Origin of the sequence: Burkholderia cenocepacia, assembly GCF_900446215.1 — a bacterium.
In the GTDB taxonomy this organism is placed as follows: Bacteria; Pseudomonadota; Gammaproteobacteria; order Burkholderiales; family Burkholderiaceae; genus Burkholderia; species Burkholderia cenocepacia.
On the sequence record NZ_UAQZ01000001.1, the window covers coordinates 1,622,417 to 1,646,656 of the forward strand.

Below are 24,240 nucleotides of genomic sequence, written 5' to 3' on the forward strand. Positions count from 1 at the left end.
CGGTTTGCAGCAACATCGGAAATAATTAGGTTGATAAGCCGGAGTTATAGGTGAGCGTGCGCGATATCGAGGTGTTCCGGGCGGTGATGAACGCCGGCAGTACCAGCAAGGCGGCCGGCGTGCTGGAGATTTCGCAGCCGGCGGTGAGCCAGTCGATCCGGCGGCTCGAGGGCATGGCCGGGTTCCGCCTGTTCGAGCGCGTGCGCAGCCGGCTCGTGCCGACGCAGGAGGCCGTCGCGCTGATGCGCGACGTCGACCGGTACTTTCTCGGCTTCGAGGTGATCGAACACCGGATCCGCAGCCTGCGTTCGTATGGGTTGGGGCGCCTCGCGATCGCGTCGCTGCCCGCGCTCGGCACCGGCTTCCTGCCGCGCGTGATCGCGTCGTTCGACGCGGCGGCGCGCGACGTGCAGATTTCGCTGCAGGTGATGAGCTCCCGCGAGGTTCACGAGAAGGTGTCGGCCGGGCAGGTCGATTTCGGGCTGATGTCCGACGAGATGTCGATGGCCGGGCTCGAGCACTCGTCGTTCGTCAGCATGCCCGGTGTCGCGGTGATGAATGCCGCGCACCCGCTGGCGGCGAAAAGCGTGATCAAGGCCGACGATCTGTCGCAGGCGCCGTTCATCGCGCTGAACCCGGAGGACAGCACGCGGTTGCGGCTCGAAACGCAGTTGCGCGGGCTCGGCGTCGTGCTGAAGCCGCTGGTCGAAACGCCTTATTCGCATACCGTATGCGAACTCGCGCTGGCCGGCGTGGGCGTCGGTTTCGCGCATCCGCTGGTGGCGCTCGACTTCGCACAGCGCGGGCTCGTGGTCCGGCCGTTCGACGTCGATGTCGCGTTTACCGGCGTGCTGGTGTTTCGTCCGGGTACGCCGATGTCGGAGAACGCGCGCGTGTTTCTCCAGCACATGCGGATCCAGCTGGAGGCCGACCGGCATGCGCTGGCGGCGTTGTCAGGCAGGAAGGGGCGGGGTAGTGCGCGGGGGCCGGGCGGTGGCGGTTGAATCGACAGCTGCTCGGGGGCCGTCCACCGATATCCCGATGTCCATGAGGGATTCCCCCGTAGCACGTGGCCACGCGCCCGTTCGACGCGGTACCCGTTCGCTCCGCGCGTTCCGGTAGCGCCTCCCGGTCCGCCGCGCCCGATTGTTTGCGTTTCGCGAATGGCGCGTTCGCCGGTTGTTCCATACCCGATCGGCGTCCGCGCACCTATCGTGGTGGCGTCGGCCGAGCCCGTTCGATGCGTCGAATCGGGACGCCGGCCGGCACTTCCTCGCGATTCGCGTCGCACACAAAAACCATCGGACACGAACCGTGCGCAGGCGCTGCGGCGCGCGCGGGCGAACCGGCGTCCACGGAGACGGACATGAAAGCAAACGAGTGGGATACCTCATACGAGTGGAAGGCGGTCACGCTGCTGGCGCTCGGTTTCGGGCTGGTCGGCCTCGACCGCTGGCTCATCGCGCCGCTGTTTCCTTCGATCATGAAGGACCTGAACCTGAACGCGCAGGACGTCGGCAACTGCATCGGCGTGCTCGGCCTGTCGTGGGGCATCTTCGCCGCGCTGATGGGCGGCATCTCGGACAAGATCGGTCGCCGGAAGGTGCTGATTCCGGCCATCATCGCGTTCTCGCTGCTGTCGGGCTTCTCGGGGCTCGCGGGCGGGTTGCTCGGCCTGATGGCGATTCGCGGGCTGATGGGCGTCGCGGAAGGCTCGTTCTGTCCGACGAGTTTTGCCGCGACGGCCGATGCGTCGCATCCGCGGCGGCGCGGCCTGAACCTCGGCCTGCAGCAAAGCGGCTTCGCGCTGTTCGGGCTCGCGCTGTCGCCGATCATCGCCACGCAGTTGCTCGGTTTCGTGTCGTGGCGCTGGGTCTTCGCGCTCGTGGCCGTGCCCGGCCTGGTCCTCGGCGCGATCATGGTGTTCGTGATTCGCGAGCCGAAGGTCGCGCAGGACGTCGCGTCGGAGCATGCGCCCGCGTCGCTCGGCCACGTGCTCAAGCGCCGCAACATCCTCGTGGCGATGGCCGCGCTGTGCTGCGCGATGACCGGCGTCTTCGTGCTCGGCGCGCTGCTGCCGCTGTACCTGACCGATTACCTGTCGCTCGGCACGCAGAAGATGGGCCTCGTCGTATCCGCGATCGGCTTCGGCGGCTTTCTCGGCCAGTTCGGCCTGCCCGGCCTGTCCGATCTGGTCGGCCGCCGCATCGCCAGCATCGTCGGCTTCGCGGGCACGGCCGTGATGCTCTACGTGTTCCGCGGCCTCGGCCCGCAGCCGCTCGCGCTGTTCGGCGTGCTGTTCGTCGCGTCGTTCTTCACGCTCGGGCTGGTGTCGCTGCTGTCCGGCCCGGTCGCGACCGAGGCCGCGCCGGTCGGCCTCGTGTCCACGTCCATCGGCGTGGTGGTCGGCGTCGGCGAGATCTTCGGCGGCGGCATCGCGCCGGCGATGGGCGGCTACGTGGCCGCACACTTTGGCATCCAGAACATCCTGTGGCTGCCGATGGCCTCGGTGCTGCTCGGCATCGTGGTCAGCCTGCTGCTGAAGGAAACCGCGCCGGCCGTGCTGCAGCGCCGCGCGATCGTGCAGCCGGAGCTGGCCGCCGGAGAGCAAGCGCGGTAATGCCGGTGTCGATGGGTCGGGCGATTGACATCGATTTCGCGACACAGTGACGCCTTTCGCATGACACCGCCTTGTATCCGCACAGGTAGACTGCCGGTTTCGCTGTCGAAAAAGGGCGCGGTATGGACCGGTTTCTGAGCATCGAGGCATTCGTGAGGGTCGCGGAGGCGAGCAGCTTCGCCGAGGCGGCGCGGCAGCTGGGTGTGACGAGTTCGGTCGTGACGAACCGCATCCAGCAACTGGAGAAGTTCGTCAACGCGCCGTTGTTTCACCGCAGCACGCGCCACGTGCGGCTGTCCGAAGTCGGCGAAACGTTTTACCGCGAGTGCGCCGAGGTGGTGGGCCGCGTCAACGAGCTGACCGACCAGATGCGCGAGCTGCGCGCGACACCGACCGGGCGGCTGCGCATCCAGATGCTGCCCGGCTTCGCGCTCGATCACTTCGGCAAGCCGCTCGCCGCGTTCAACCAGCGTTATCCGGGCATCCAGCTCGACATCATCGTCAACGATCGCGTCGTCGACCCCGTCGAAGAAGGGTTCGACATCGCGTTCCAGATCTTCCCGCCGATTTCCGAGTCGCTGATCGAGCGACGGCTGTTCACGGTCCGGCGCCTCTTCTGTGCCGCGCCCGCGTATGTCGACGCGCATGGTGCACCACAACATCCGCGCGATCTGCTGCAACACACGACGGCGCTGTATTCGGGCTACCCGTCGCGCAACCGCTGGACGATGACGCGCGGCGACGAGGTCGTCGAGATGGAGTTGCCGGGCATGATTCGCTCGAACTCCGTTCATCTGTTGCGCGAATACGCGCTGACCGGCGGCGGGGTCGTCTGCCTGCCCACGCTCGTGGCCAGCGACGCGCTCGTCGCGGGCCGCCTGGTGCCGATCCTGACCGACTACCAGCTCGCGCCGCTGAGCTTCGCCGCCGTCTATCCCGCCACGCAGCGACAGGCGTTGAAGGTGAAGGCCTTGGTCGAGTTCCTCGCGGAATACATCGGCGACGAATCGCCGTGGGACCGGCCGCTGCTGGCGCGCGGCTGGGTACGCTGACCCGCGCGGATTATTCGCGAAACGCAAATGCCGTAATCGCCATCCGTTGCCTTGTTGCTGGTGTGCGTTGCCCCTAGAGTGGAATCCAACAAGCGGTTCAACTCAGGAGACAGACATGACCAGCACGGCATTCCACACCGTCTTCGGTTCGCTCGACGGTTACCGGAAGGGCGAGATCGAAATCACCAGCGGCAGCGCGCAGCACTACGCCTTCTCGAACGTCTTCGAGGTGGCGTCGAAGTCGGCCCCTTACGAAAAGGTCGTCGCCGGCAAGAACCTCGAATACGTGATCGAAGTGCTGCGGACCGACGGCCAGTCGCCGTGGTTCGCGTGCGCGCACGACGAGTTCACGATCCAGATGGACGGCGAAGTCCGGATCGACTTCATCAAGCTCGACCACCCGCCGCAAGCGGGCCGCGGCACCGTGAGCGCAGGCGCGCATCCGGCCGGCCGAAACATGGGGTACGTCGTGTTGCGCAACGGGCATCAGGCGCTGTTGCCGGCCGGCTGTGCGTATCGCTTCACCGCGAGCCGGCCGGGCGTCGCGCTCGTCCAGACCGTGCTCGGCGAACTGTCCGTCGAGAAGTGGGCCGAGATCTGCCTGCACTGACCGTCCGACCGCATTCGACTATTCCAGGAGACACGTTATGGCCACCCTCGAGACCCTCGACCTTTCCACGGGCTTCGCCGCCGATCTGGTGCGATCGACCGAAGCCGATGCCGTCACCGGCTACCGCCGCTTTCAGCTCGGCGAATTCGCATTCCAGCGCGACGAATATTTCGTGAAGATCAGCTGGCCCGCGAAAGGCCAGACCCGCACGCATGCGATGCCGGCCGACGCATTCCTGCGCGCGATGATGCGCGACGTCGCGTGGGGCTTCTTCTACGGCTGGGTGAATTTCGACCACGTATTCGGCACGCGCAATCACTACGGCAAGGTCGACATGTATGCGGGCACCTTCAACGGCATTCTGAAGGACGCCGGCGTCGACTACACCGAGACCTTCGACACGCCGACGATCATGGCGACCTTCAAGGCGATGCTGCACGACTGGACCAACGAAGGCTTCGACCCGTTCGCGGCGCCCGAGGAAACGGGCACGGCGTTCGGCCGCAAGCACGGCGACAACGGCGCGGCGATCGAGCGCACGCGGATCGCGACGCGCCGCATGCCGGGGCTCGAAGGCGACTCGCCGTTGCGCGACGACCTGCCGGTCAACCGCGCGTTTCTCGACGTCGCGCAGGACGAGCCGGAAGTGCACGTCGAGCCGGGCTTCGAGGGCGAGCTGCACGCGTTCAACCTGTTCAAGTACCTGTCGCGCTCGGACGTGACGTGGAATCCGTCGGTCACGTCGGTGTGCGGGCGCAGCCTGTTCTGCCCGACCACCGAGGAATTCATCCTGCCGGTCTTCCACGGCAACGACCGCGTCGAATGGTTCCTGCAACTGTCCGACGAAATCGTGTGGGATATCGGCGACAAGAACACCGGCGCGCCGCGCGCCCGCATCACGATGCGGGCCGGTGACATCTGCGCGATGCCGGCCGATATCCGGCACCAGGGATATTCGACGAAGCGCTCGATGCTGCTGGTCTGGGAAAACGCGACGCCGGATCTGCCGCAACGCTACGAGAGCGGCGAGCTCGCGCCGTACCCGATCGCGTTCTAGGCCGCGCGTCAGTGTCTGCTTCCGCTTCCGCATTACACCGAGGACGATTCATGCAAACCCAACTCTTCATCGACGGGCGCTTCGTTGACGCCGTCGATCGCGGCACGATCGACGTGCTGAACCCGCACGATGGCTCCGTCATCACGAAGATCGCGGCTGCCACCGCGGCGGACGTCGATCTGGCCGTCGACGCCGCGACGCGCGCCTTCCCGGCCTGGTCGGCGATGCCGGCCGCCGAGCGCGGCCGCCTGCTGCTGCGCCTGGCCGATGCGATCGAAGCGAACACGGAAGCGCTGGCGCAGCTCGAATCGCTGGACACCGGCCACCCGATTCGCGATTCGCGGGCGCTCGACGTGCCGCGCACGGCGGCCTGCTTCCGCTATTTCGGCGGCATGGCCGACAAGCTGCAAGGCTCGGTGATACCGGTCGACACCGGCTTCCTGAACTACGTGCAGCGCGCGCCGATCGGCGTGGTCGGCCAGATCGTGCCGTGGAATTTTCCGCTGATGTTCACGAGCTGGAAGATGGGCCCGGCGCTGGCGGCCGGCAACACGGTGGTGCTCAAGCCGTCGGAAATCACGCCGCTGTCGACGTTGCGCATCGTCGAGCTGATGGCCGAGGTCGGATTTCCTGCCGGCGTCGTCAACATCGTGCCCGGCTACGGCCATACGGCCGGCCAGCGGCTCGCCGAACATCCGGGCGTCGGCAAGATCGCGTTCACCGGCTCGACGGCGACCGGCCGGCGAATCGTCGAAGCATCGCAGGGCAACCTGAAGCGCGTGCAACTGGAACTGGGCGGCAAGGGCGCCAACATCGTGTTCGACGATGCCAACCTCGACGCGGCCATCAACGGCGCCGCGTGGGCGATCTTCCACAACCAGGGGCAGGCGTGTATCGCGGGGTCGCGTCTGGTGCTGCACGAACGCATCGCGGACGCGTTTCTCGAACGCTTCGTCGCGCTCGCGTCGTCGATCCGGATCGGCAATCCGCTCGACCCGAATACCGAAATGGGGCCGCTCACGTCGAAGCAGCACCTCGATCGCGTGCTGTCGTATGTCGACGTCGCGCGCGAGCAGGGCGGCCGCGTGCTGACGGGCGGCAGCGCGCCGCAGGACCCGGCGCTCGCCAATGGCTATTACGTGCGCCCGACGATCGTCGAGGCGAAGCATGCGACCGACCGCGTCGCGCAGGAAGAAGTGTTCGGCCCGTTCGTCACCGTGCTGCGCTTCGGCAGCGACGACGAAGCGCTGGCCATCGCCAACGCGACGGAATACGGGCTCGGCAGCGGCCTGTGGACCAACGACCTGTCGCGCGCCCACCGGATGGCGGCGCGGATCGACGCGGGCATGTGCTGGATCAACTGCTACAAGCGCGTGAATCCGGGCAGCCCGTTCGGCGGCGTCGGCAAGTCGGGCTACGGCCGCGAGATGGGCTTCGAGGCGATGCACGACTACACGGAAGCGCGCTCGGTGTGGGTCAACGTCGACGGCAACGTGCCGCCGCATTTCAAGCGCTGAGGCCCGTATGGAGCGCTTCGTCTATCAGGGCACCCCGTCGCGCGTGGTCTTCGAATGGGGCGCGCTCGACAGGCTGCCGGACGAGCTGTCGGCGCTCGGCGCCCGCCGCGCGCTCATCCTTTCCACGCCCGAACAGCAGCCGCTCGCCGATCGCGTGAAGGACGTGCTGGGCGAACGTGCGGCCGGCGTGTGCGCCGAGGCCGTCATGCACGTGCCGGTCGAGGTCGCCCGGGCGGCGCGCGAGACGGCCGCCGAACTGGGCGCGGATTGCTGCATCGCGATCGGCGGCGGTTCGACGATCGGGCTCGGCAAGGCCATCGCGCTCGAATCGTCGCTGCCGATCCTCGCCGTGCCGACGACCTACGCCGGCTCGGAGATGACGCCGATCTACGGGCTCACCGAGGGCCGGTTGAAGCGCACCGGGCGCGACGCACGCGTGCTGCCGCGGACCGTGATTTACGACCCGTCGCTGACGGTGTCGCTGCCGCCGGGTATTTCGGCGGCGTCCGGTGTCAATGCGATGGCGCATGCGGTCGAGGCGCTCTACGCGGAAGACGCGAACCCGGTCATCAGCTTGATGGCCGAGGAATCGATTCGTGCGCTCGGCGAAGCATTGCCCGTCGTGGTGCGCGATCCGCAAGATCGCGCAATGCGCAGCCGCGCGCTGTATGGCGCGTGGCTCGCCGGCACCTGCCTCGGCGCGGTCGGCATGGCGTTGCATCACAAGCTTTGTCACACGCTCGGCGGCACGTTCAACCTGCCGCACGCGCAGACGCACGCGGCGATGTTGCCGCATACCGCGCATTACAACCACGCCGCCGCGCCCGACGCGCTGCGTCGCGTCGCACGGGCGCTGGGCGGGAGCGACGCGGCTGACGCCGGGCCGCTGCTGTTCAGGCTGAACGCGCAACTCGGCATCGCGCCGGCGCTCGCCGATATCGGGATGCCGCAGCAGGGGCTCGACGAAGCGGCCGACCTCGCATGCAGGAACCCGTATGCGAACCCGCGGCCGATCGAACGCGCGGCGATTCGCGCGTTGCTTCAGCACGCATGGGAAGGACGCGCGCCGCATTGAACGCCGGACAGGCGAACGGAGAACGACGTGATGAATGACCAGACCGGCCTGCACGGCTTGCACCGCGAAGCGATGTTCTGCTTCGTCCTCGATCGGAGCTGATCGCCATGGCGCGTTTTTTTGCGGTGTTTGCCACCGACCAGCCGGGCATGCGTGACGTGCGCGACCGCATGCGGCCGATTCACCGGACATATCTGCGCTCGGCGGCCGAGCATGGCGTGTATGTGCGGCTCGGCGGCCCGACGCTGGACCCGCAGGACGATGCGATGAACGGCACGCTGCTCGTCGTCGAGGCGGACGACATCCATGCGGTGATGCAGTTCATCGGCAACGATCCGTATGTGAAGGAGGGCCTGTTCTCGCGCGTCGAGGTGCGCCCGTGGGACTGGAGCCTCGGCAACCCCGAGCACAGGGTGTGAGCGATGGAAGCGAAACAGCTGTGTCGCGTGGCCGATGTGCCCGACGGCGGCGCGCGGGTCGTCGACGAAGCCTGCATCGGCCGTCCCGTCATCGTCGTGCGGCGTGGCGAGCAGGTGTGGGCGTACGTGAATCGTTGCCCGCACTTTTCGGTGCCGCTCGATTTCGTGCCGGGCAATGTGTCGTGCTACCGGTCGCAGGTGTTGATGTGCGCGCATCACAGTGCGTTGTTCCGGTTCGATGATGGCGTGTGTATCGACGGACCCTGCACGGGGGCCGGGCTGGAAACCGTGGCCGTCGAGGTGGACGCATCCGCATGGATCGTCTTTCGGGGCGCTTGACTTGGCGCATGTTGAATGCGTGCGCGTCGATGCGGGTTCACCGGGAATTGTTCTGAATTGATCGATCGGTAAAACCCATTTCCGGTGTTGATGTGACTGCCTGAATCAACGCGATTTTCCACGAAGCAATGAGCGAACACCCGCCTCGCAGCGGGTGACGGACTCGCATTTTCATAAAAAAGACGGAGACGACATGAAACTCAGGTTTGGTGTATTGGCGGTGCTTGCCGTGGCGCAGGGCGCATGGGCGCAAAGCAGCGTGACGATGTTCGGGCTGATCGATTCCGGCATCACGTATGTCAGCAACGAGGGCGGCGGAAAGAACGTCAAGTTCGACGACGGCATATTCGCGCCCAACCTGTTCGGCCTGCGCGGCATCGAGGATCTCGGCGGCGGGTATCGCGCGACCTTCGCGCTCGTGAACCAGTTCTCGATGGCGAACGGCAGCATCATCGGGACCGGGATTTTCGGGCGCAATGCCTACGTGGGGATCGAGAGCGACCGCTTCGGCAGCATCACGCTGGGCAATCAGTACGACTTCATGGTCGATGCATTGTTTTCAAAGGGCAACGCGATTTCGCGGGACATTTCCGGGCTGTACGGCTTTCGGAACGGCCCGTTCCAGCGTCTCGCGCTGCCGGGCAATCCGACCGGCGCATTCGACTGGGACCGTACCGCAGGCAGCAAGCCGATCGCGAATTCGGTCAAGTACAGCTCGCCGACCGTCGCGGGTTTTTCCGGCGGCGTGATGTATGCGTTCGGCGGCGTCGCGGGTTCGATCGGCGCGGACAACGCCGTCAGCGCCGGCGTGAACTACGAGCTCGGGGCCTTCGGCGTGGGCGCGGCCTATACGAACGAGAAATACGGTCCGGCGCCGGGTGTGCCATCGACCAGCGTGCGCAACTGGGGTGTCGGGATGCACTACGACTTCGGTGTCGTGACCGCGAAGGCGCTGATGACCACCGTTCGCAATTCGTTCAACGATGCGGGCGTGTGGATGGCCGAGGCCGGCGGCTTGTGGCGAATCAGGCCGGACGTCGTGCTGGGCGCGAAATACATGTACATGAAGGGCAATGAAGCGTTGAACGACGACCATGCGCATCAGGTCAGCGTCGCGCTTCAATACCTGTTGTCGAAGCGGACGATGGTGTATGTGTCGGCGGATTATCAGCGCGCGAATGGCGGCGCGAATGCGCAGGTGAACGGCGTGCTGGATCCGAACGGGGCGTCGAGTTCCGCGAGTCAGGCGGTGGCGCGGGTGGGGGTGCATACGGTGTTTTGACGGGGCGGCGGTGCCGCGCTTCAGATGCGTCGTGGTGCGTCGCGTATGCGACGCCTGTCGTTGGACGGATCAAACGGAAAACGGGCCAGGCGGCCCGTTTTCTTTTCCACTTTTACGGCGTTTGCGATTGCCATACTCGCTTACGCGAGACTCATGACGACGCCGTTACTTGCGCCGAAGTAGTCCTTGACCACCCGTTTCGGCAAGGCCGTGCGGGTCAGTTCCGACAGATTGCGCAGGAGAGGGACGTCGCCGCCGCTCGCCTGCAGCGTCATTCCGCCCAGGGCGAAACAGGCGATGGCGTCCTCCAGTGTGCCTTGCGTCATGATTTCGGTAATGCGATTGACATTTCCGCGCAATTTAATGCCTTCCGCGATGCCGAGTTTGCTCATATTTGCCTCTTTTTCTAGAGAAGGTTGGCCACGAAGTGTGACTGGAGCGACTTTAGGCCATGGCGTCGTGTTCGGGCAGTCATGCTAAAGTGATTGCATGGTTGATAAACTGAAAGCGCGCACCGAGCCCCTGTTTGCTCGTATCCCGGCGAGTCTGAAGCGGAATCTGGTCGCCTCGGCGCAAGCGCGGGGAGTGGGCGTAGGCCAGGAGCTCGCCCGTCTTCTCGGGGAGCGCTTTGAATCCGGGTTGTCGGCATCGTTACAGCGCGGGATCGACGAATTCGGTCGTGCTCAAAGGGCCGAGCGAGCAGTGTGGCTCGAGAAATATCAGGTACTTCTCGAGGCGCATGTACTGGAGTGTGTAAAGGCGGCACAAAACGGCGATATTTCCGCGCTCGTCAAGCTCGGTGCCGATGTCCGAGCGGCCCGGCGAAATCGTCAACGTGGCCTTGCCGGGTTGAACTCCAGAATTGAAGCGCGAAAGCGCGAGTCGTTACAGGAACAGGCGGCAAAGGACGAAGCTGCGAGGGTTCGACAAAATTCCGCATTCGACACAGGCGGGCCTATCGAGGATTTTCAACTGCCTCCCGAGGAGCGGAGGCGGAGAAATTTGATCGCGCAGTTGGAAAAAATGCCGGTCGGCACTAAAAAGAATCTGGCTTTGCAGCTTGGGTGGCGTTCCATGTCTCGCGTAAGTCACATACTGACTCCCAAAGGGAAGAAAGGGCATCGGCCGATTTCCGCCGCGCTCGCAAAGGAAATTGCAAAAATTCTCGAAATCGATGTTGAGGTGCTCAACAAAATTGAGCCGAATCGTGACCTCGCGGCAATACTTCACCATGTCGACAAGCTGGAGAAGCTCTTCGATGACATTGCAAATGTCGGGCCTCGTTCCAGGTGAATGTCCGCACATGGCATACGCCTGACGGACTTCGCATCGCGGACCAGCCATTTCCCGTTCCCGTTTGTCTACGGCCGCAACGATTCGAGCGTGCCGTTTTACGGTGCGAAGGTCTTCCTGTCCGATATCGAGCAGGTTCTGTCCGCTTCCCCGATGCTGCACGACGCAATCAGCACCTTCCAGGTCGCCACCAACGAAGATGCGTACCTGACGAGCTTCCTGCACGTTCATCTCGAACGGGCGTCGACCAGTGCGCCGATACCGCTTGAGGACGCAGTACTGCATGCCGAGATGTTCGAGGGTATGAAACGCGTGAATCACGATTTTCGTGAGGTATCGAGGCTGTTCGATCCGACGCAGGTGATCGTGCATGTGCACGATCACGATACGGGCCGTTTCAGGGACGCGATATTCGGATCAAGAACAAGGACATCGCGTGAGAACGGGAGGAGGATGGGTTCGCGCTGCGTCGCCTCGCCTCGCCTCGCGTCGCGCCGAGCCATCCGGCGTATTCCCCTGTCGCTCTCCCGGTCCGGCAGCCTCGGCTGATCGTCCGCGAACTTGAACGTCGACGTACGCTCCCTCTCGTATGAGGGCCGGATCGGTGCAGGCACTCTAGCCGGAATGTGGCTTTTACTGGACAGCTTGTCAGCTTCCGGATTTTCGATATAATGAATCAACGTTCGGAATGTCGAACGTGAGAGTTCAAGCATCCAGAGTCGGGTTTCCCGACGCCAACCTGCCCTCCCGGGCAAGGTGGACGCCCTCGAGGCGATGCGGCCGATTGACGGCAACGAAACGGGAGCAGCGTGGCTGGCACCGGTTCGATAACCATTCATCCGGAGCTACCATGAGCCAAGTTTCCTCCGCTTCCCGCCCGACCGTCTGTGAAGACTGGTCGCACTTCCTTCCCGGTTTCACTTTGACGCATACGGTTCATCTCGTTTCGAGACGGAACCCGGGCATCGTCTCGACCGCGGCGGCCGTGCTCGAAGGGGAAACGGCTACGGTCGATCGGTGGGCCATCACCCGCTGTGGTGACGTTCTCGAGCAGAAGATCGTGCTCGGCGAAATGACGGAAGGGCAAGCGGTCCGGCTGCGTGAGCGGCTTGCCGCGCTGGAGGGGGTGCTCCGGACTCGGGTGGAGCACCATTTCGTGAGGGCGGCGGCGGCCGGAAGCACGCCGGAGAGCAGTCACTAGACGACGCATGCGCATCGTCGCTGTATCAGCCGACGAGGGGGAGAACCCGCTCCCCCTCACTCCACCGTCACCGACTTCGCCAAATTCCTCGGCTTATCAATATCCGTCCCCCGCGCCAACGCAGCGTGATACGCGAGCAACTGCATCGGCACCGTATGCAAGATCGGCGACAACGGCCCGTAATACTCGTTCAGCCGAATCACCTCGATCCCTTCACTCGGCACCAACCCACAGTCCACATCCGCAAACACGAACAGCCGTCCATTCCGCGCACTGACCTCATGCATGTTCGACCTGAGCTTCTCGAGCAGCACGTCATTCGGCGCAACCGCAATCACCGGCATTTCATTACTCACGAGCGCCAGCGGCCCATGCTTCAACTCCCCGGCCGGATAAGCCTCCGCATGAATATAGGAAATCTCCTTCATCTTCAGCGCGCCTTCCAACGCGATCGGGTAATGCATCCCGCGCCCGAGAAACAGCATGTTGTCGCGTCGCGCGAGCAACTCCGACCACGCCATGATCTGCGGCTCCAGCGCGAGCACCTTCGACATCGCATCGGGCAGATGCCGCAGCGCCCGCAGATGCTCCTTTTCCGCATCGTCACTCAACCGCCCGCGCACCTGCGCCAGTGACAACGTCAGCAGGAACAGCGCAACGAGCTGCGTCGTAAACGCCTTCGTCGACGCCACGCCGATCTCGATCCCCGCACGCGTCACGAACTGCAGCGCGCATTCGCGCATCAGCGCACTCGTCGCCACGTTGCAGATCGCGAGCGTATGCATCATCCCGCTGCGTTTCGCGACATGCACGGCGCCGAGCACGTCGGCCGTCTCGCCGCTCTGCGACACCGCAACCACCAGCGTGCGCGGATTCGGCACGCAGTCGCGATAACGAAACTCGCTGGCAATCTCGACGCTCGCCGGCAGCTTCGCGATGCTTTCGATCCAGTACTTCGCGGTCAGCGCCGCGTGATAGCTGCCGCCGCACGCGAGCAGCAGCACCGAATCGACGTCATTGAACACACGCCACGCGCCGTCGCCGAACAGCTCGGGCATGATCGACGAAACGTCGAGCAGCGTGTCGGCCACGGCCTGCGGCTGCTCGAAGATCTCCTTCTGCATGTAGTAGCGATACGATCCGAGATCGGCCGCGCCGCTATGCGCGGCGACGCGTTGCACCGCGCGCTCGACGCGCTGACCGTTCGCATCGACGATCCAGTAGCGATGCAGTTGGATATCGGCGACGTCGCCGTTCTCCAGGTAGGCAATGCGATCGGTAATGCCCGACAGCGCAATCGCGTCGGACGCCAGAAAATTCTCGCCTTCGCCGACCCCGACGACGAGCGGCATCCCGTCGCGCGCGCCGACGATCCGGTGCGGCTCGTCGCGGCACATCACCGCGATCGCATAGCTGCCGCGCAGTCGCGCGACCGCGCGCCGTACCGCGTCGAACAGGTCGCCGTCGTACAGGTGGTCGATCAGGTGCGCGATCGCCTCGCTGTCGGTCTGGCTCGCGAACACATAGCCATGCGCCTGCAGTTCCGCGCGCAGTTGATCGCAGTTTTCGATGATCCCGTTGTGCGACAGCGCGATGCGCGCATTCGCGTCGCTCGGCGAGAAGTGCGGATGCGCGTTGAGCGTGACGGGCGCGCCATGCGTGGCCCAGCGCGTATGCGCGATGCCCGTGTAACCGGACAACGCCAGCTCGGCGATCTCGCGCTGCAGGTTCGCGACGCGATCGACGCTGCGGGCGCGCGCCAGTGCGCGGTCGCGGTAGACCACGACGCCGCACGAATCGTAGCCGCGGTATTCGAGCCGCTTCAGGCCGTCGACGAGGTTTGGCAGGATGTCCCGCTGGGCAACCGCCCCGACAATTCCACACATATCGCGCTCCGTAAATGTCCTGTCTGGATCAGTGAGAGCGATGGTAGAGCCGGTGAAATGGAATTAAATTTCAAAAAACAAACAAATATGAAACAGACGGATGATTGTCTATCATGTTGAAATTAAATTTCACTCGCTAACCGGAAGGAGTGGCCGATGGCCGGCATCACCCTCGACGATCTCGACCTGCGCATCCTCGCGATCCTGCAGGACGATGCATCGGTATCGAACCTGCAACTCGCCGAGCGCGCGCTATCGTCGCCGCCCACCTGCATGCGTCGCGTGCGGCGGCTGACGGAGGCCGGCGTGATCCGCCGGCAGGTCGCGGTGCTCGACCCGGTCGCGATCGGCACGGCGGTTACCGCGTTGATCGAGATCAGCCTCGACCGGCAGACGGCCGAAGACTACGACGCGTTCGAAGCGTACGTGTGCGCGGAGCCGGCCGTCACGCAGTGCTATCGCGTGTCGCCGGGGCCCGACTTCGTCGTGATCGCCGATCTGGCCGACGTCGCCGAATACGACGAATTCGCGCGGCGGCTGTTCACCGGCGCGTCGAACGTCCGCAACGTGCGGACGTTTTTCTCGACACATCGCGCGAAATTCGAAGCGAACGCGCGGGTCGCGCATGCGATGCGCAAGCGCACCTAGCGTGCGGTAACCGCGTCGTTCGTCCCGCCTCACGCAGCCGGGGCCGCGTCCGCCAGTTGCAGCGGCTTGCCGTATCCGAAGCAATGCGCGGGCTCGGGAAACACGCGCTGCCGCACGTCGTGCGCGTACTGGCGGATCGCGTCGCGCATCACCGCGTTCGCATCCGCGTAACGCTTCACGAAGCGCGGCGTGTACGCATCGAACGCGCCGATCATGTCCTCGGTCACGAGCACCTGCCCGTCGCACGCGGGCGATGCGCCGATGCCGATCGTCGGGATCGTCAGCGTTTCGGTCAGGTGGCGCGCGAGCGCTTCGGCGGTGCCTTCGATGACGACGCCGAACGCGCCGGCCCGCTCGGCCGCGCACGCGGCGTCGAACACCTGCGCGGCCGAACGCGGGTCCATGCCCTGCGCACGGAAGCCGCCCGTCGCGTTGGCCTGCTGCGGCATGAGGCCGACATGTGCCATCACCGGAATGCCGCGATCGGTCAGGAAGCGGATCGTGTCGGTCATCTCGCAGCCGCCTTCGAGCTTCACGGCCTGCGCGCCGGTTTCGGCGAGCAGCCGCGCGGCGGAGCGATACGCCTGCGCGGGTGATTCCTGGAACGTGGAGAACGGCAGGTCGACGACGACGCACGCCTGCGCGGCGCCGCGCACGACGGCGGCCCCGTGTGCAATCATCATGTCGAGCGTGACGCGCAGCGTATCGGGCATCCCGTACAGCACCATGCCGACGGAGTCGCCGACGATGATCACGTCGGCCACGTCGTCGACGAGTTTCGCCATCGGCGCGGAATACGCGGTCAGCGACACGAGGCTGCCGATGCCTTTGGTCGAGCGGATCGCGGTGACGGTCTTGCGGGTGATGCGGGTATGAGCGCTCATGAGCGGAAGCCGTGTGAAAAAGGAGCCGCCACGGTAGCATCGCGCTCGTTCGTGCAATGACCTTCGGAGGACGTCTTATGTTGCTGGCGGGACAACCCGGCGACCTTTACGCGGTGCCGCCGATGGCGCGCCTGCCGCGGCCGCTGTACGTGCGGGCGTTCGGCATTCCCGGCAACGCGAGCGTCGATGCGCACAGTCATCCGTGGGCCCAGCTGATGTATGCGACGAGCGGCGTGCTCGAGGTGACGACGCCGTCGGGCCGGCAACTGCTGCCGCCGCACTACGCGATGTGGATTCCGCCGCACGTGCCGCACGCGGTGTCGACGCGCGATTGCGTCGCGTTTCACAGCCTGTATCTCGACGAAGCCATCGCGCGCCGCGACGTGAACGACGATTGCACGATCCTCTGCATGACGCCGCTGCTGCGCGAACTGATGATCGCGACCGGCGAGTTGCCGGTGAATTACGACGAGGCGGGGCCGGACGGTGCGCTCGTGTGCCTGATCGCGGACCGGATCGCGCGCATGCAGCCGGCGCCGCTCACGGTGCCGCTGCCGCGCGATCCGCGCCTGCTGAAAATCGCGCGCGCGTTGCACGCGGCGCCGGGCGACACGCGCAGTCTCGACGAATGGGGGCGTCAGGTCGGCGCGACGCGGCGCACGTTGTCGCGGCTGTTCCGGCAGGACACGGGGCTGTCGTTTACCGAATGGCGGCAGGCCGTGCGGCTGCTCGCATCGCTGCCGCTGCTCGATGCGGGCGCGCCGATCGGCACGGTGGCCGCGCAACTGGGTTACGACTCGACGTCGTCGTTCATCGCGCTGTTCCACGCGAAATTCCGCGTGACGCCCGGCGCGTATGCGAAGCGTGAAGCGCGCCGGCCGGTGTTGAGCGCGTGATGCGGTCCGCCGATCAGAACGCGAGCGCGTGCTGCATCGGATGATGCACACCGCGTGAAAGTTCTGCGCCTTCGAGCGACAGCAGCGCGCGTTTGCGGTCGATGCCGCCTGCATAGCCGGTCAGGCTGCCCGATGCGCCGACCACGCGGTGACACGGCACGATGATCGACACCGGATTGCGGCCGACCGCACCGCCCACGGCGCGCGCGCCGCTCATCGGCAGCCCGACGCGCTCGGTGATGTCGCCGTACGACACGAGTTCGCCGAACGGAATCGCCAGCAGTTCTTGCCATACGCGTCGCTGAAACGCGGTGCCGCGCAGGTGGATCGGCACCGAGAACGTGTCGCGCGCGCCGGTGAAGTATTCGGCGATTTCTTCCGCGACCTGGCGTGCGATGGGCGATGTGGCGAGCGCATCCGCTTCGCGCACGATCGCCAGCGACGGGAAGTATTTCTGGCCGACGAAGTACAGGCCGGTCAGCGCATCGTCCTCGATGCGCACGGCGATGTCGCCCAGCGGGCTCGGAATCAGATGAGCGGGCGTCATCGCAACCTCTCTCCATGAAGGCGCCACACGTGCAGCGCGGCATACGCGCGCCACGGCGCCCAGCGTGCCGCATGCGGCGCCGATGATGATACGCGCGTGCGCTCGGTGCGGGCGGGCAGCCACGCGTCGTCGGCGGGGAACGCATTCGGCCACGCCATCGCGCGCATCGCGACGTACTGCACCGCGCGTTCGTCGAAGCCGGGCAGCGCGCGCAGCGCGGCGAGCGTTGCGTCGAGCGGCGCCATCGGTTCGAGCGCGAGCGTGCCGTCGTCGACCGCGCGGGCGAGCGACACGATCGCGTGCGCCGTGTCGCGCTCGATGCCGATCGTTTCGAGGACCGAAGGCGGTAGCGCCGCCAGCGTCGCGGCGCAGGGCAGCGCATGCGCGAGGCCCGGCGGCGCGCCATCGACCGGATTGCCGAAGCGTGCCGCGATCCGTGCGAGCAGCGGCGTATCGGCCTGCGCCGCCGCAAGCTGCTCGCCCGCGATGGCACGGATCGCCATCTCGAGGCCATCGAACGCGCCGGGCACGCGCAGGCCCGGCGAACCGTTCGCGAGATCGCCGAGATGCGCATCGATCACGTCGGGGCGGCTGTCGAGATCGAACAGCCGGCGTACGCGCGCGAGCACGGCCGGCACGACCGGCGTCAGCGCGGGCGACACGGTGACGGCGAGCGCGAAGCGCTGCGGCACGTGCGCGATGGACAGCCAGCCGGCCACGAGCCCGCCGTCGTTCCGGTTCGGCAGTTCGACGATGCGTGCATAACCGTGCGCGTCGATCCGCTCGACGCCGTCGATCTGCCGCTGTGCGAGAAAGCGCATCAGGTCGGCCCACGCGAACGGGGGCCGGTACGGCAGCGGGAACGTCATGTCGCCGTCGGCCGACGCGCCGGCTCCTTTGCGCAGCCGCAGCGGATTGAGGCCGTAGCGCTGGCGGAACAGGTCGTTGAAGCGCCGTACGCTGCCGAACCCGGCCGTCGACGCGACGACGGCCACCGGCAGCGCGGTATCGGTCAGCAGCCGCTTGGCCATCAGCAGCCGCTGCGTCTGCGCGAACTCGACCGGCGACACGCCGAATTGTGCGCCGAAGATCCGCCGCAGATGGCGTTCGGTCACGCCGATGCGCCGTGCGAGCGCCGCGACGGAATGCGCGTTCAGGAAACCGTCGTCGATCAGCGTCGCGGCCGCGTCGGCGAGATTGCCGGACAGGTCGAGCAGCCCGTGGCCGGGCGCGAGCTCGGGGCGGCAGCGCATGCAGGGCCGGAAGCCGGCTTTCTCGGCGGCCGCGGCGGTCGGGTAGTAGCTGCAGTTTTGCGCTTTCGGCGGCTTCACCGGGCAGACCGGGCGACAGTACACGCCGGTCGTCGCGACGCCGACGAAGAACCAGCCGTCGAAGCGGCGGTTCCGCGAAAGCAGGGCGTCGTAGCAGGTGTCGGGATCGAGGCGCATGGGGCGACTGTAAACCATCCTCGCGGTCGATTCTGGCTGGAATCGGACATGTGTCCTGGCGGCCGCGCGCCCGTTGGTCCGCAGCGGGAAAATCAGGGGAAAAACGGTTAATACCAATCTGCGAAACAGTCGTCTCTTTTGCCGTGCCGAATTTGAGATGACTCATCGAAATCCCCGACTGACACGGCGCCGGCACCCGTCCTATCCTTTGAAAAACGTTTTCCAGATGGAGCGGCGAAACGGGCCGTGCGCCGCAGCGCACCGCCGTTCGCCCCGGCGCCGGTCGCCGGTCAACGAACTTCGTGCGGCGCGACGGGCGCGACCGTGCATCGGAGACATTCATGCCCTCTGCCGTCGTCGGCGCCGTGCGCGCGGCCGCCAGCCGTTATCGCTGGACCGTCTGTGCGCTGCTGTTTTTCGCGACCGTGATCAACTATATGGATCGGCAGATCCTCGGCCTGCTCGCGCCGATGCTCCAGCACGACATCGGCTGGAGCCAGGTGCAGTACGGCCGTATCGTGATGGCGTTTTCGGCGTTCTATGCGCTGGGCCTGCTCGGCTTCGGGCGCATCGTCGACTGGCTCGGCACGCGCGTGTCGTACGCGGTGGCGATGCTGGTGTGGAGCATCGCCGCGATGCTGCATGCGGCGGTCGGCTCGGTGACGGGCTTCGCGTTCGTGCGCGCGCTGCTCGGCATCGGCGAGGGCGGCAACTTCCCGGCCGCGATCAAGACCACGGCCGAATGGTTTCCGCGCCGCGAACGCGCGCTCGCCACGGGCATCTTCAACTCGGGCGCGAACATCGGCGCGGTGTTCGCGCCGGCGATCATCCCGGCGATCGCGGTGGCCTACGGCTGGCGCGCGGCGTTCGTGATCATCGGCGCGATCGGTATCGTATGGCTCGCCGTATGGCTCGCGATGTATCGCACCGCCGACACGCGCGCGCTCGCCGCGGAATACGACGAGCCGCGCGACGAAGCCGAAGCGCTCGACGCGGCGAACGCGGACGCCGGCGCGCCGCGCTGGGGCGAGCTGATCCGCAAGCGCGAGACGTGGGCGTTCCTGGTCGGCAAGTTCCTGACCGATCCGGTGTGGTGGTTCTACCTGTTCTGGCTGCCGAAGTGGCTCAACGAGTCGCGCGGGATGGACATGCAGCACATCGGCTTGCCGCTCGTCTGCATCTATGCGCTGACGACGGTCGGCAGCATCGGCGGCGGCTGGCTGTCGTCGATGCTGCTGCGCGCCGGCTGGAGCGTGAACCGTGCGCGCAAGACGGCGATGCTGATCTGCGCATGCTGCGTGCTGCCGATCGCGTTCGTGTCGCAGGTGCAGAGCCTGTGGGTCGCGGTGCTGATCGTCGGCCTTGCCGCCGCCGCGCACCAGGGCTGGTCGGCGAACCTGTTCACGACGGCGTCCGACCTGTTCCCGCGCCGCGCGGTCGCGTCGGTGGTCGGCATCGGCGGGATGGCCGGCTCGATCGGCGGCGTGCTGTTCTCGGAAGTGATCGGCCAGGTGCTGCAGCGCACCGGCCACTACTGGGTGCTGTTCGCGATCGGCGCATCGGCCTACCTGATCGCGCTGGCCGTGATGCACGGGCTCACGCCGAAGATGAAGCCCGCGAAACTCGACGCGTGATCGCGTATCGGCAAGCGAAAACGCCGCCCTCGGGCGGCGTTTTTTGTGGGCGGGGAAGCCGGGTGCCGCGAACGCGTCAGCCGGCCGGGGCCGTCGACGCGCGCATGATCAGCCGCGGCTCGAACGTCGAGTAGCTCGCGTCGGTGCGCCCCGCGAGCGCGTCGATCAGCTTCTGCATCGCGAGCTCGCCCATGTTTTCGCTCTGGATGTCGACGGTCGTCAGCGCGGGCGCCGCGTATTCGCCATACGGCACGTTGTCGACGCCGGCGACGGACACGTCCTGCGGCAGCCGGAAGCCGAGCGACGCGGCTTCCTTCATGAAGCCGAGCGCGATCAGGTCGTTGTAGCAGATCACGGCCTGCGGGCGCTGCGGCCCGAGCATCACGCGGGAGCACGCGCGCTCGCCGGCTTCGGCGGTCGGCGCATGCGCGTCGTGCACGTCCAGCGTGAGCCCCGCTTCGGCGAGGCAGTCGCGCGCGCCCTGGATCCGTTCGTCGTTCACGCGTGCGGTGCCGAAGCCGAGATACGCGATGCGCGTGTGGCCGAGGTTGAGCAGATGGCGCGCGAGCATGTACGTCGACAGCCGGTTGTCGATGCCGACGCTCGGAATCGGCAGGCCCGGGCTGCGACGCAGCAGCACGAGCGGCTTGTTGAGGTCGAGCATCCAGCCGGCTTCCTCGTCGGGCATCCGCGTGCTGACGATCAGCCCGTCGACGCGCTGCGCGAGCGCCTCGATCAGCGAGCGTTCGCGCGCCTGGCTCTCCTCGGTATCGACGAGCAGCAGCGTGTAGTCGTGCTGCAGCGCGACGCGGTTCGCGCCTTTCACCACGTTCGTGAAGTGCGGGTTGCTGATGTCGAGGATCACGAGGCCGATCGTGCGCGTGCGGCCGGTGATCATCGAACGCGCGAGCGGGTTCGAACGGTAGCCGAGCCGCTCGATGGCTTCCTTGAGCCGGGCCTCGACGGTCGGCGAGAAGCGCTGCGTGCCGTTCACGTACTTCGATACCGTCGCGACCGACACGCCGGCTTCCGCGGCCACGTCGCGGATCGTCGGGGAAACTTTTTTCATCGGAAGGGTAACGTTTTCGTTCGATAACGCCGGATTGTGGCAGAAAAAGCCGGCGCGCGGCCAGCCGTCGATATCGGGAAAGTGCGGATGGCTGCGAACGGGTTCGACCATTGACGTTCGACGGCGCGTCCGCGTATAGTTGGAAAACGTTTTCCGCTTCAGGTCAGATCCAAGGAGATTCGATGAACGCCTCATCCACCGCCGCGCGCAAACCGTTCGGCCGCCTGCTGCTGACGGGCGCGGCCGGCAACCTCGGCCGCCAGTTGCGCGGCGCGCTCGCCGACTGGGCCGACGTCGTGCGCGTCAGCGACATCGCGGCGCTGGACGACGCGGCCGCGCATGAAGAAATCCGCGTGGTCGACCTGGCCGACCGGCCGGCCGTGATGCAGCTCGTCGACGGCGTGGACGCGATCGTCCACCTCGGCGGCATTTCGGTCGATGCGCCGTTCGACGATCTGGTCGGCGCGAACATCACCGGCACGTACAACCTGTACGAAGCCGCGCGCAAGCACGGCGTAAAGCGCGTCGTGTTCGCGAGCTCGAACCATGCGATCGGTTTCCATCCGGTCACGGAAGTGCTCGACGCCGATGCGCCGCTGCGCCCCGACAGCCTGTACGGCGTGACGAAGTGCTTCGGCGAATCGCTGTCGAGGTATTACTTCGACCGCTTCGGGATCGAAACCGTATGTCTGCGGATCGGCTCGTCGTTCGAGGTGCCGAAGAATCCGCGGATGCTCGTCACGTTCCTCAGCTATCGCGATTTCATCGAGCTCGTGCGCTGCTCGCTGCTGACGAACCGCGTCGGGCACGCGATCGTCTACGGCGCGTCGGACAACCCGGTGAAGTGGTGGGACAACACGAAGGTCGGTTTCCTCGGCTTCCGTCCGCGCGACAGCTCCGAACAGTTCGCCGGGTTGTTCCCGGTGACGGCGCCGACCGCCGAGTACGACGATCCCGCACAGCGGTTCCAGGGCGGTGGATTCGTCGTCGGCGAGCCGATGGAGCGGAAGGCGTCGTAAGCGGTGTCGGCATCGCCGGCGTGATGATTCAGCGCAGGATGTCGGTCGCCTTGTGCCGTTCGTCGACGCCGTCGATCAGGATCAGCGGGCCGCTCGCGTGTCGCGCGCGCAGCGGCTGGATCTGCCGGTACGCATCCGATTCGTACCATGCGCGCGCCGTGTCGAGATCGGGAAACGCGATCGCGATCAGGTCGCCGCGCCATTCGCCTTCGCGCACTTCCGGGCGTGCGCCGTGAATCACGAAATGGCCGTCGTACGGCGCGAGCGTGCCGTCGATCCGTTCGAGGTATTCGACGATGTCGTCGCACATGTCGACGTCATGCAGGTGGGCGATGGCGTAGGCGGTCATGGCGGGCTCCTTGGCGTGATGCGGTTCGAGAGTCGATGGAGCCATGATCGCGGCGCGGACGGCGCGCGTCGATTACCTGCGACGTAAGCAAATCCTCGCAGCCGCGCCCGCCTCGCCGCCAGCCGGCCGCCGTCAATGCTTGCGGCAAGCCGGATCGTTGTTGCGCCGCTCGGCGGAATCGCACCAGTAACTCGGCCGCCACGCTTCGAACGAAACGGCCTTTGCCGCATTCGCACGCGTGACGCGTACCGGGTCGGCCTTCAGCGCATCGCCGTCCTGTTCGTAGTTGAATCGCCAGTTCCGGAACACTTCGCGATGGAACAGCCACGTGCGATGCGCGACGTCATAGCGAAACGTCACGCGGTCGCGCCAGTGGTTATGGCCTGCGAATACGCCCTGTTCGACGGTGAACATGCGAGGCTCGATCGTGAGCGCGTTCTCGGCGACGCCATCGAGATACGGGTCGCCCATGCCGCCTTCGTCGGCTTTCATGATCACGGTGTCGTTGCGGGCCGCCAGCCGGTAGCGTCCGTTCGCACCCTGCAGGAAGATCAGCAGCGGACGCAGCGACGGCGTCTGCATCGAATCGCCGGGCTGATGCGCGACGACGACGTAACCGTTGCGCGTGCCGTCGGTCAGGCGCCCCGATGCGGCATCCAGCGCTTCGTAACCGGCGGGCAGTTGCGCGACGATGTCGGCCGGCAGATCGGAGGTGTCCGGGCAACGGATCGACGAATGCGTGTCGTCGCACGTCGACGCGAAGGCACTGCCGATGCCGAACGTCAGCAGTACGGCGATGAAAAATCCTTTGATACGGGGGATCGTCATGCGGATACGGTCGTGAGGGTGCTCGGCGGAAGACGGTGCGCATGCGGCGACGCGTGTCGCCGCAGCGCCGGTTGATCGATGGGTGACGCAGTGTAGCCGGTCACGCGCGCTTGCGCGCCGGCCGCACCACAGGGGCGGACTCCAGCGGCTGGCTGGCCTGCTCGCACAGCCGGTCGAGCATCCGCTGCGCGGCGCCCGCGCAATCCTCGCCTTCGGGCTTGTTCTCGATTTCGTCGATCAGCGTCTCGAGGTGCTGCCGGTTCTGCGCGAGACGCCGTTCGAGCAGCGCGATTTCGTCGACCTTGTGCCGCAGCGCGACCAGCAGTTCGTCGTGCGGCCATGCGCCGAGATCGGGCGGCAGCACCGCGCGAATCTCGTCGAGCGAGAAGCCTGCGCGCTGCGCGCGATCGATGATCGCGAGCCGCGTCAACGCTTCCGGCCCGTATTCCCGATAGCCGTTCGCCTGGCGGCGGGCCGGTTCGAGCAGGCCGCTCGCTTCGTAGAAGCGGATGCGCGACGCCGCGAGGCCGCTCGCCTTCGCCAGTTCGCCGATTTTCATGATGGGCT

At 66.1% G+C, this 24,240-nt stretch carries 26 protein-coding genes and 1 riboswitch; of the genes, 17 read left to right on the forward strand and 9 right to left on the reverse strand.

Translation table 11 applies throughout. The features are described 5' to 3' along the window. Positions 1-50 precede the first annotated feature (50 nt). The 10 genes from DTA15_RS07565 (at position 51) to DTA15_RS07610 (ending at position 9,971) form a co-directional block, all read left to right on the forward strand. On the forward strand, positions 51-1,004 hold the full coding sequence (locus DTA15_RS07565) for a LysR substrate-binding domain-containing protein (protein ID WP_006484620.1): 954 nt from the start codon (positions 51-53) through the stop codon (positions 1,002-1,004). 362 nt (positions 1,005-1,366) lie between these two features. Next, a complete protein-coding gene (locus tag DTA15_RS07570; RefSeq protein WP_006484557.1) occupies positions 1,367-2,620 on the forward strand; it encodes an MFS transporter in 1,254 nt (417 codons plus the stop codon). Positions 2,621-2,742: 122 nt separating this feature from the next. Then, the gene (locus DTA15_RS07575; protein ID WP_006484594.1) at positions 2,743-3,672 is read left to right on the forward strand and encodes a LysR family transcriptional regulator; all 930 of its coding nucleotides are present in this window, start codon (positions 2,743-2,745) and stop codon (positions 3,670-3,672) included. 115 nt (positions 3,673-3,787) lie between these two features. Then, the gene (locus tag DTA15_RS07580) at positions 3,788-4,282 is read left to right on the forward strand and encodes a cupin domain-containing protein (RefSeq protein WP_006484626.1); all 495 of its coding nucleotides are present in this window, start codon (positions 3,788-3,790) and stop codon (positions 4,280-4,282) included. Between the two features lie 37 nt (positions 4,283-4,319). Beyond that, entirely contained in the window at positions 4,320-5,339 is a 1,020-nt protein-coding gene (locus tag DTA15_RS07585) for a hypothetical protein (protein ID WP_006484584.1), read from the forward strand. A gap of 50 nt (positions 5,340-5,389) precedes the next feature. Continuing rightward, the gene (locus DTA15_RS07590) at positions 5,390-6,856 is read left to right on the forward strand and encodes an aldehyde dehydrogenase family protein (protein WP_006484608.1); all 1,467 of its coding nucleotides are present in this window, start codon (positions 5,390-5,392) and stop codon (positions 6,854-6,856) included. A gap of 7 nt (positions 6,857-6,863) precedes the next feature. Next, positions 6,864-7,931 (forward strand): maleylacetate reductase, encoded by a 1,068-nt coding sequence (locus DTA15_RS07595; RefSeq protein WP_006484510.1) that lies wholly within the window; start codon positions 6,864-6,866, stop codon positions 7,929-7,931. A gap of 107 nt (positions 7,932-8,038) precedes the next feature. After that, a complete protein-coding gene (locus DTA15_RS07600; protein WP_006484614.1) occupies positions 8,039-8,350 on the forward strand; it encodes a YciI family protein in 312 nt (103 codons plus the stop codon). Between the two features lie 3 nt (positions 8,351-8,353). Next, positions 8,354-8,689, forward strand: coding sequence for a Rieske (2Fe-2S) protein (locus tag DTA15_RS07605; protein ID WP_006484583.1), 336 nt, complete (start codon positions 8,354-8,356; stop codon positions 8,687-8,689). Between the two features lie 193 nt (positions 8,690-8,882). Next, on the forward strand, positions 8,883-9,971 hold the full coding sequence (locus DTA15_RS07610) for a porin (protein WP_006484554.1): 1,089 nt from the start codon (positions 8,883-8,885) through the stop codon (positions 9,969-9,971). 140 nt (positions 9,972-10,111) lie between these two features. On the opposite strand, the gene DTA15_RS07615 is transcribed toward DTA15_RS07610, so the two are convergent. Next, positions 10,112-10,363, reverse strand: a complete 252-nt coding sequence (locus DTA15_RS07615) for a hypothetical protein (protein WP_006484610.1) — start codon at positions 10,361-10,363, stop codon at positions 10,112-10,114. A 97-nt stretch (positions 10,364-10,460) separates the two neighbouring features. On the opposite strand from DTA15_RS07615, the gene DTA15_RS38970 reads away from it, so the two are divergent. From DTA15_RS38970 to DTA15_RS07635, 3 genes are all read left to right on the forward strand, one after another. Then, positions 10,461-11,264, forward strand: a complete 804-nt coding sequence (locus DTA15_RS38970) for a hypothetical protein (RefSeq protein ID WP_012493105.1) — start codon at positions 10,461-10,463, stop codon at positions 11,262-11,264. Further along, a complete protein-coding gene (locus tag DTA15_RS07630) occupies positions 11,265-11,813 on the forward strand; it encodes a hypothetical protein (RefSeq protein WP_006484545.1) in 549 nt (182 codons plus the stop codon). A gap of 155 nt (positions 11,814-11,968) precedes the next feature. Continuing rightward, positions 11,969-12,072: riboswitch (SAM-I-IV-variant riboswitch) on the forward strand. A gap of 42 nt (positions 12,073-12,114) precedes the next feature. Next, positions 12,115-12,465 (forward strand): hypothetical protein, encoded by a 351-nt coding sequence (locus DTA15_RS07635; RefSeq protein ID WP_012493106.1) that lies wholly within the window; start codon positions 12,115-12,117, stop codon positions 12,463-12,465. A 56-nt stretch (positions 12,466-12,521) separates the two neighbouring features. Here DTA15_RS07635 and glmS read toward each other — a convergent pair whose 3' ends face one another. Continuing rightward, positions 12,522-14,351, reverse strand: a complete 1,830-nt coding sequence (glmS, locus tag DTA15_RS07640) for a glutamine--fructose-6-phosphate transaminase (isomerizing) (RefSeq protein ID WP_006484536.1) — start codon at positions 14,349-14,351, stop codon at positions 12,522-12,524. A gap of 156 nt (positions 14,352-14,507) precedes the next feature. Between glmS and DTA15_RS07645 the strand changes: the two genes are divergently transcribed. Beyond that, entirely contained in the window at positions 14,508-14,999 is a 492-nt protein-coding gene (locus DTA15_RS07645) for an Lrp/AsnC family transcriptional regulator (RefSeq protein ID WP_006479823.1), read from the forward strand. Positions 15,000-15,028: 29 nt separating this feature from the next. On the opposite strand, the gene panB is transcribed toward DTA15_RS07645, so the two are convergent. Beyond that, positions 15,029-15,883 carry a 3-methyl-2-oxobutanoate hydroxymethyltransferase gene (gene panB / locus DTA15_RS07650; RefSeq protein ID WP_006484638.1) on the reverse strand — a complete coding sequence of 285 codons (855 nt, stop codon included), beginning with the start codon at positions 15,881-15,883 and terminating at the stop codon, positions 15,029-15,031. 77 nt (positions 15,884-15,960) lie between these two features. Here panB and DTA15_RS07655 point away from each other — a divergent pair, with 77 nt between their 5' ends. Then, complete coding sequence (locus DTA15_RS07655) at positions 15,961-16,779, forward strand: AraC family transcriptional regulator (protein ID WP_006484596.1); 819 nt, start codon at positions 15,961-15,963, stop codon at positions 16,777-16,779. 13 nt (positions 16,780-16,792) lie between these two features. On the opposite strand, the gene DTA15_RS07660 is transcribed toward DTA15_RS07655, so the two are convergent. Both DTA15_RS07660 and DTA15_RS07665 read right to left on the reverse strand, forming a co-directional pair. Further along, positions 16,793-17,326, reverse strand: a complete 534-nt coding sequence (locus DTA15_RS07660) for a methylated-DNA--[protein]-cysteine S-methyltransferase (protein WP_006484593.1) — start codon at positions 17,324-17,326, stop codon at positions 16,793-16,795. Next, entirely contained in the window at positions 17,323-18,792 is a 1,470-nt protein-coding gene (locus DTA15_RS07665) for a DNA-3-methyladenine glycosylase 2 family protein (protein WP_034178272.1), read from the reverse strand. Before DTA15_RS07665 ends, DTA15_RS07660 begins: the two co-directional genes overlap by 4 nt. A gap of 323 nt (positions 18,793-19,115) precedes the next feature. Here DTA15_RS07665 and DTA15_RS07670 point away from each other — a divergent pair, with 323 nt between their 5' ends. Then, complete coding sequence (locus DTA15_RS07670) at positions 19,116-20,408, forward strand: MFS transporter (protein ID WP_034178276.1); 1,293 nt, start codon at positions 19,116-19,118, stop codon at positions 20,406-20,408. A gap of 76 nt (positions 20,409-20,484) precedes the next feature. Here DTA15_RS07670 and DTA15_RS07675 read toward each other — a convergent pair whose 3' ends face one another. Further along, positions 20,485-21,588: a LacI family DNA-binding transcriptional regulator gene (locus DTA15_RS07675; RefSeq protein ID WP_006484546.1), complete on the reverse strand. Its 1,104-nt coding sequence runs from the start codon at positions 21,586-21,588 to the stop codon at positions 20,485-20,487. A 71-nt stretch (positions 21,589-21,659) separates the two neighbouring features. Between DTA15_RS07675 and DTA15_RS07680 the strand changes: the two genes are divergently transcribed. Further along, positions 21,660-22,496 carry an NAD-dependent epimerase/dehydratase family protein gene (locus tag DTA15_RS07680; RefSeq protein WP_006484602.1) on the forward strand — a complete coding sequence of 279 codons (837 nt, stop codon included), beginning with the start codon at positions 21,660-21,662 and terminating at the stop codon, positions 22,494-22,496. Positions 22,497-22,524: 28 nt separating this feature from the next. Here DTA15_RS07680 and DTA15_RS07685 read toward each other — a convergent pair whose 3' ends face one another. The 3 genes from DTA15_RS07685 to DTA15_RS07695 all read right to left on the reverse strand — a co-directional run bounded on the left by DTA15_RS07685 (position 22,525) and on the right by DTA15_RS07695 (position 24,232). Next, entirely contained in the window at positions 22,525-22,845 is a 321-nt protein-coding gene (locus DTA15_RS07685; protein ID WP_006484625.1) for a DUF1330 domain-containing protein, read from the reverse strand. Between the two features lie 132 nt (positions 22,846-22,977). Then, positions 22,978-23,673: a hypothetical protein gene (locus DTA15_RS07690; RefSeq protein WP_006484558.1), complete on the reverse strand. Its 696-nt coding sequence runs from the start codon at positions 23,671-23,673 to the stop codon at positions 22,978-22,980. A gap of 100 nt (positions 23,674-23,773) precedes the next feature. After that, entirely contained in the window at positions 23,774-24,232 is a 459-nt protein-coding gene (locus DTA15_RS07695) for a MerR family transcriptional regulator (RefSeq protein ID WP_006484623.1), read from the reverse strand. Between the last annotated feature and the right edge of the window lie 8 nt (positions 24,233-24,240).

Coding starts and splice junctions, on each gene's coding strand:
- DTA15_RS07600 (WP_006484614.1), top strand. CDS start 8,039: ATGGCGCGTTTTTTTGCGGTGTTTGCCACCGACCAGCCGGGCATGCGT.
- DTA15_RS07660 (WP_006484593.1), bottom strand. CDS start 17,326: ATGACGCCCGCTCATCTGATTCCGAGCCCGCTGGGCGACATCGCCGTG.
- DTA15_RS07575 (WP_006484594.1), top strand. CDS start 2,743: ATGGACCGGTTTCTGAGCATCGAGGCATTCGTGAGGGTCGCGGAGGCG.
- DTA15_RS07670 (WP_034178276.1), top strand. CDS start 19,116: ATGCCCTCTGCCGTCGTCGGCGCCGTGCGCGCGGCCGCCAGCCGTTAT.
- DTA15_RS07635 (WP_012493106.1), top strand. CDS start 12,115: ATGAGCCAAGTTTCCTCCGCTTCCCGCCCGACCGTCTGTGAAGACTGG.
- DTA15_RS07615 (WP_006484610.1), bottom strand. CDS start 10,363: ATGAGCAAACTCGGCATCGCGGAAGGCATTAAATTGCGCGGAAATGTC.
- DTA15_RS07590 (WP_006484608.1), top strand. CDS start 5,390: ATGCAAACCCAACTCTTCATCGACGGGCGCTTCGTTGACGCCGTCGAT.
- DTA15_RS07665 (WP_034178272.1), bottom strand. CDS start 18,792: ATGGTTTACAGTCGCCCCATGCGCCTCGATCCCGACACCTGCTACGAC.
- DTA15_RS07685 (WP_006484625.1), bottom strand. CDS start 22,845: ATGACCGCCTACGCCATCGCCCACCTGCATGACGTCGACATGTGCGAC.
- DTA15_RS07580 (WP_006484626.1), top strand. CDS start 3,788: ATGACCAGCACGGCATTCCACACCGTCTTCGGTTCGCTCGACGGTTAC.
- DTA15_RS38970 (WP_012493105.1), top strand. CDS start 10,461: ATGGTTGATAAACTGAAAGCGCGCACCGAGCCCCTGTTTGCTCGTATC.
- DTA15_RS07645 (WP_006479823.1), top strand. CDS start 14,508: ATGGCCGGCATCACCCTCGACGATCTCGACCTGCGCATCCTCGCGATC.
- panB (WP_006484638.1), bottom strand. CDS start 15,883: ATGAGCGCTCATACCCGCATCACCCGCAAGACCGTCACCGCGATCCGC.
- DTA15_RS07570 (WP_006484557.1), top strand. CDS start 1,367: ATGAAAGCAAACGAGTGGGATACCTCATACGAGTGGAAGGCGGTCACG.
- DTA15_RS07675 (WP_006484546.1), bottom strand. CDS start 21,588: ATGGTCGAACCCGTTCGCAGCCATCCGCACTTTCCCGATATCGACGGC.
- glmS (WP_006484536.1), bottom strand. CDS start 14,351: ATGTGTGGAATTGTCGGGGCGGTTGCCCAGCGGGACATCCTGCCAAAC.
- DTA15_RS07655 (WP_006484596.1), top strand. CDS start 15,961: ATGTTGCTGGCGGGACAACCCGGCGACCTTTACGCGGTGCCGCCGATG.
- DTA15_RS07585 (WP_006484584.1), top strand. CDS start 4,320: ATGGCCACCCTCGAGACCCTCGACCTTTCCACGGGCTTCGCCGCCGAT.
- DTA15_RS07690 (WP_006484558.1), bottom strand. CDS start 23,673: ATGACGATCCCCCGTATCAAAGGATTTTTCATCGCCGTACTGCTGACG.
- DTA15_RS07695 (WP_006484623.1), bottom strand. CDS start 24,232: ATGAAAATCGGCGAACTGGCGAAGGCGAGCGGCCTCGCGGCGTCGCGC.
- DTA15_RS07630 (WP_006484545.1), top strand. CDS start 11,265: ATGTCCGCACATGGCATACGCCTGACGGACTTCGCATCGCGGACCAGC.
- DTA15_RS07680 (WP_006484602.1), top strand. CDS start 21,660: ATGAACGCCTCATCCACCGCCGCGCGCAAACCGTTCGGCCGCCTGCTG.
- DTA15_RS07610 (WP_006484554.1), top strand. CDS start 8,883: ATGAAACTCAGGTTTGGTGTATTGGCGGTGCTTGCCGTGGCGCAGGGC.
- DTA15_RS07605 (WP_006484583.1), top strand. CDS start 8,354: ATGGAAGCGAAACAGCTGTGTCGCGTGGCCGATGTGCCCGACGGCGGC.
- DTA15_RS07595 (WP_006484510.1), top strand. CDS start 6,864: ATGGAGCGCTTCGTCTATCAGGGCACCCCGTCGCGCGTGGTCTTCGAA.